This window comes from Helicobacter sp. (assembly GCF_022511165.1).
GTDB lineage: Bacteria > Campylobacterota > Campylobacteria > Campylobacterales > Helicobacteraceae > Helicobacter_C.
In genome coordinates, this window is sequence record NZ_JAFLSB010000067.1 from 1 (window position 1) to 4,697 (window position 4,697).

The 4,697-nt window shown below is 37.3% G+C and carries 3 protein-coding genes and 1 pseudogene; 2 read left to right on the forward strand and 2 right to left on the reverse strand.

Annotated features, from left to right (window positions below):
• Positions 1–111: 111 nt before the first annotated feature.
• Both J1E28_RS07525 and J1E28_RS07530 read right to left on the reverse strand, forming a co-directional pair.
• Positions 112–246: pseudogene (locus J1E28_RS07525) on the reverse strand (copper resistance protein CopD); the annotation flags it as partial.
• A 75-nt stretch (positions 247–321) separates the two neighbouring features.
• Complete coding sequence (locus tag J1E28_RS07530; protein WP_291028381.1) at positions 322–1,683, reverse strand: MATE family efflux transporter; 1,362 nt, start codon at positions 1,681–1,683, stop codon at positions 322–324.
• 423 nt (positions 1,684–2,106) lie between these two features.
• Here J1E28_RS07530 and J1E28_RS07535 point away from each other — a divergent pair, with 423 nt between their 5' ends.
• Positions 2,107–4,077: a methyl-accepting chemotaxis protein gene (locus tag J1E28_RS07535; protein WP_291028383.1), complete on the forward strand. Its 1,971-nt coding sequence runs from the start codon at positions 2,107–2,109 to the stop codon at positions 4,075–4,077.
• 403 nt (positions 4,078–4,480) lie between these two features.
• A partial coding sequence (locus tag J1E28_RS07540; RefSeq protein WP_291028386.1) for a glycosyltransferase occupies positions 4,481–4,697 on the forward strand: 217 nt, incomplete at its 3' end.

The following is a 4,697-nucleotide window of genomic DNA, read 5'->3' on the forward strand; positions in this document are numbered from 1 at the left end:
TAAAGTACCGGGAATTACCGGGATTCATAATGAATTCTCATATATGAGAGTGAGATTTTTCATAATCTCTTTTCTTCTCTTATCGGAGAACCCGGAAAAAGCTTTATCCGTAACCTTATCGGCAATCTCATCGCCTAGAATCTTCCTTAGTGGCGAGAGTAGCACCACATCAGTAAAAATATAACCCAAAAATATTATCGCACAAAGCAAATGCAATGTAAGGAAATAAGGATAAAATGCCTCCATTAGATTCTCCCTTGTAAAGTTGTGGTATCTTAGGGCAAAGTGAGTAAAAAAATATTGACATAAGTTAAAAATATCCTATCTCTTGCCAAGCACACCATAACGATATTCATAGATAATCACACCTATGACAACCACACTTGAGCAGCAAAGCGAAAGCGGATAAGAAAGCCACACGCCAAAAACCCCATACCAATGCGATAAAATAAAAAGCAAAAGCACAATAAACACAAAATTATACGAAAGAGTGATAATAAAAGAGCTTTTTGGGCGCTGAATAGATTGAAAAAAGATAGCACTTACAATATTAAATCCCACAAAGATATAGCCTATAAAATACACTTTCATTGCCTCAAGCGTTGGCTCTAAAATTGCCTCTTGCCCCTCTTTTAAAAAAAGCTTCACAAGAAAATGATCAATGCTCATTGATAGAATATAAGCAAGGATTCCCAAAAAAGTTGCAAATATCACACCAAAGGCGTAAATATGCCTTACCCGCTTCATTTCATTTGCCCCATAATTATAGCTTGCGATAGGCTGCACCCCCTGCGCACAAGAGAGCAAAATCGTAAAAAACACCACGCCCACATACATTATAATACTATAACTTGCAAGATAACTCACACGCAAAGATTCAGAATCTGCAAGAGATTTAAGTGTATGATTAAATAAAACCATTACAAACGCCACACTAAGCTCGGAAATGCTTTGAGGTACGCCATTTTTTGCCGAAGCCAAAACAGCATTGAAATGAAAAGCTCTCACAAGATAAATACGCCCCCTTTTACGCATAAAATGTGTCAGCAGTATGCACGCCCCCACACTATGCCCTAAAGCTGTTGCCAAAGCAGAGCCAAAAATCCCAAGCTCAAGCTCAAAAAGAAATATGTAATTGAGTATGATATTAAGCCCAGAGCCACTTATCATCGCCATCATTGCGAGAATAGGGCGCTTATCATTAATCACAAAAACATCAAGCAAAGGGTGCAAGACAATAATTACCGCACTTACAAAAATGACTTCCAAATATTCCACTACATAAGAGGTTACGCGTCCGCTCGCACCAAGCAGAGCTGCTACTTCCTCCACATACACAAAAAGTAACCCACCAATAATCACTGAAGAGAAAGTAGCAAAATAAAACACCGAGCTAAACATTAATCTTGCACGATGATCTTGTCCTTTGCCTAAAAAATATGCACTAATAGAAGCCGCACCTAAACCAAAAAGAAGCTCAAAGGCAATGAGTACAGGAAATACAGGCCAACACAAGCCAATCGCTGCTAAAGCATCTTCCCCTAGCTTTTTTCCCACAAAAATACCATCAATTGTTGAATAAGTAGAGAGAGCGAGCATCGCACATAAATTAGGGATAAAAAAATAAAAAAAGAGCTTAGAAAGAGAATCTTTGCGCATATTCACTTTATCTTCTGCACTCATTTACTTCCTCTATTTTTTGGTTTTATTTATACTTTGTCGCCTTAAAATCTGCTTATTCACTTCCTTATAAAAAAGAATAAAAGAATCTGATAAACTTGTAATTATAACTTCACATTAGAATCTAAACTCATATCAAGAATCAAATAAAATCAATTCAGGCAAGCGAGGGAGATTCTAAAAATCTCGTGCTTTAGGATTCTTAGAATCTATGCGATTTTTTCTTTATCTCTTAAAAATTTATCTAAAAAAGAGTGGATTCTAGCACTCTAACAAAGTAGCTCTTTATGAGATATATCTTGATGCCTAAAAAGCGATAGGTGACTATGGTTTTTTACAATCATTTTGTTTTATAAAGTTTTTATTTTTTTTTTTTTTATGTATAATTATTATGATGTATTTTGTCTAATATGAGGGGGAGCTTAAATGATTGTAAAAAAAATCATCGTCTTTAGTTTTATTGTGCTAGGATTTGGCTTTAGTATTTTTATTGCTTCAAATTATTATACTTCTAGGCAAGATACCTTTGATAATATCGCTGTTGGTAAGCAAGAATCTATTCAAAATGGTATGAATTTTATCCACGAGTTTTTTGGTGCAAAACTTGGCACGATTGAAATTTTTGCCAAAGAAATTGAAAAAAATGGGGATTTATCAGTAGAAAATATCCAAAATATGCTCAAAAATGCTTTGCCATATAGCCACCTTGCCGCTATTATCGTGGGCATAGAAGAAAATGGATATTTTTTAATAACCGATGTTGATTCCAATAACACACCTCGCAGACGCCCAGATACTGATGCTCGTGTGCGCCCTTGGTATATGCAGGCAAAGCAAATGGGTAAGGCAGGATATACCTCACCTTATATTGATGTTACCACAGGAGAGCTTTGTATTACCGTTTTTGCCCCTGTGTATATTAATGGCAACTTAGTGGCAGTAGTAGGTGGAGATATATTTCTTACAGAATTGCAAGAAACGATTTCTACGCTCAAAGAAGTGGGAAGTGGAACAACCTCATTTTTTCTTGTCGATAGCGAATACAATGTAATGAGCCATTCTAATGCAAAGCTTGTAATGACAGAAGATGCAAAAGTCATTGAGAATATGCAGTTTCTCTATACTCAAACAAAAGCATATAACAACAAACCCACAGATTTTATTGCTTACACTTTAAATAACCAATCCCGACTTGCTGTATGTATGCTTGATACAAATGAATGGCTGATGTGTTCTTCAAATGCTGTGCAAGATTATCAAGAGATGCTCTCAAATATCCTTTGGCGTCAGATTCTCTTCGCCGTTGCTTTTATGATAATTATTATGGCAAGTTTGGCATTTGTCATTGGGTATTTCTTAAGACCTCTAAATGTTATTCAAAAGGGGCTAGATTCTTTCTTTGATTTCATTAATCACAAGAATGATAATATCAGTGTGATTGCTTATAATATTAATGATGAGTTTGGTGCTATGGCAAAAGCGATTAATCACAATATAGAGCGCACTAAAGCCTCTCTTAGCCAAGACAAAGAAGTCATCGCTCAAGCAGCACAAACAGCTAAAGAAGTAGAAGATGGAAATTTAACAGTCCGCATTACTTATAATCCCTCCAATCCTCAATTAGTAGAGCTTAAAGAGGTGCTTAATACAATGCTTGATACCCTTGAGCAAGAGATAGGGGGCAATCTTAATGAAATAGCCCGAGTGTTTAACTCCTATGCACAGCTTGATTTTACCACAGAGGTGCAGAATGCAAAAGGCAGGGTAGAGGTGGTTGCAAACACGCTAGGGTATGAGATTAAAAAGATGCTAGAGGCGAATCTAAACTTTGCCAAAGAGCTTAATGTCCAAACAGCAGAGCTTGAATCCTCTATGCAAAAACTTGCCGATAGCTCCAAATCCCAAGCAAGCTCGCTTGAGCAATCCGCGAAAGCTATCGAGGAGATAAGCTCCTCTATGCAAGGTATTAATGATAAAACTGCAGATGCCGCAGCACAGGCAAATGATATACGCAATATCGCGGATATGATTAAGGATATTGCAGAGCAAACAAACCTCCTAGCTTTGAATGCTGCTATTGAGGCAGCGCGCGCAGGAGAGCACGGGCGAGGCTTTGCGGTGGTGGCTGATGAAGTGCGAAAACTTGCTGAAAAAACCACAAAATCCCTAGGAGAGATAGAAAGCAATGTCAATGTCTTAGTCCAAAGCGTAAATGAAATGAGTGAATCGATTAAAGAGCAAACAGAGGGGCTTTCTCAAATCAATGAATCAATCACCCAGCTTGAGGAAGTAACCCACGAAAATGTCCAAGTCGTCCATAGCACCAACGAAACCACCCATAAAGTAACCACCATAGCAGATGGAATCTTAGAGGATATAGAGAGAAAGAAATTTTAGATGAGAATAAAATATTTATCTTTGATTGGGTAGATGTTGCACCTTTGTAGGGAGGGTGTTATATCTATGCGGTATTTACCAAAAGCTCCTTATCTCCCTCCCTGTTTAATGTGAATTTGGGGCAGTGAGTCAGTGTATGCTGCGTTAAATTAATAGTTATTTGCTCCCTGCCTATGTATTTGTCCTTATAAGCTCAAGCTTTTTTAAGTGGGAGCGTAAAGAGTATAGGATTATTTTTGTCTTTTGCACTTTTAAGATGAAGTAGGAATAATCTTTTGCAGAATCATTATGTGCTGCCCCTGCATTTTTATGTCTTTAGGGTGCGCTAGATTCTAAAATATGCTATAATCCCCTGCGAAAGCTAAATAGAGAAGAAAGAGATTTTTGGGATAGGAGGTTAATTGTGGCAAAGCTTTCTCTTGTTTGCCCCTGCTATAATGAAGCATCAAATCTAGGGGCATTTTGTGAAGCTATATTTGCCGTGATAGAGCAGATAAGACAGAAATATCCTCATACAAAGGCGGAGCTTATTTTTATCAATGACGGCAGCAAAGATGCGACTTTAGCAATGCTACATTCTTTGCAAACACAATCATATCACACACAAGATGTTCATTTTA

What these genes read in the sequence shown, in the direction of transcription:
- J1E28_RS07530 (WP_291028381.1), bottom strand. Translation starts at nt 1,683, where the DNA reads ATGAGTGCAGAAGATAAAGTGAATATGCGCAAAGATTCTCTTTCTAAG.
- J1E28_RS07535 (WP_291028383.1), top strand. Translation starts at nt 2,107, where the DNA reads ATGATTGTAAAAAAAATCATCGTCTTTAGTTTTATTGTGCTAGGATTT.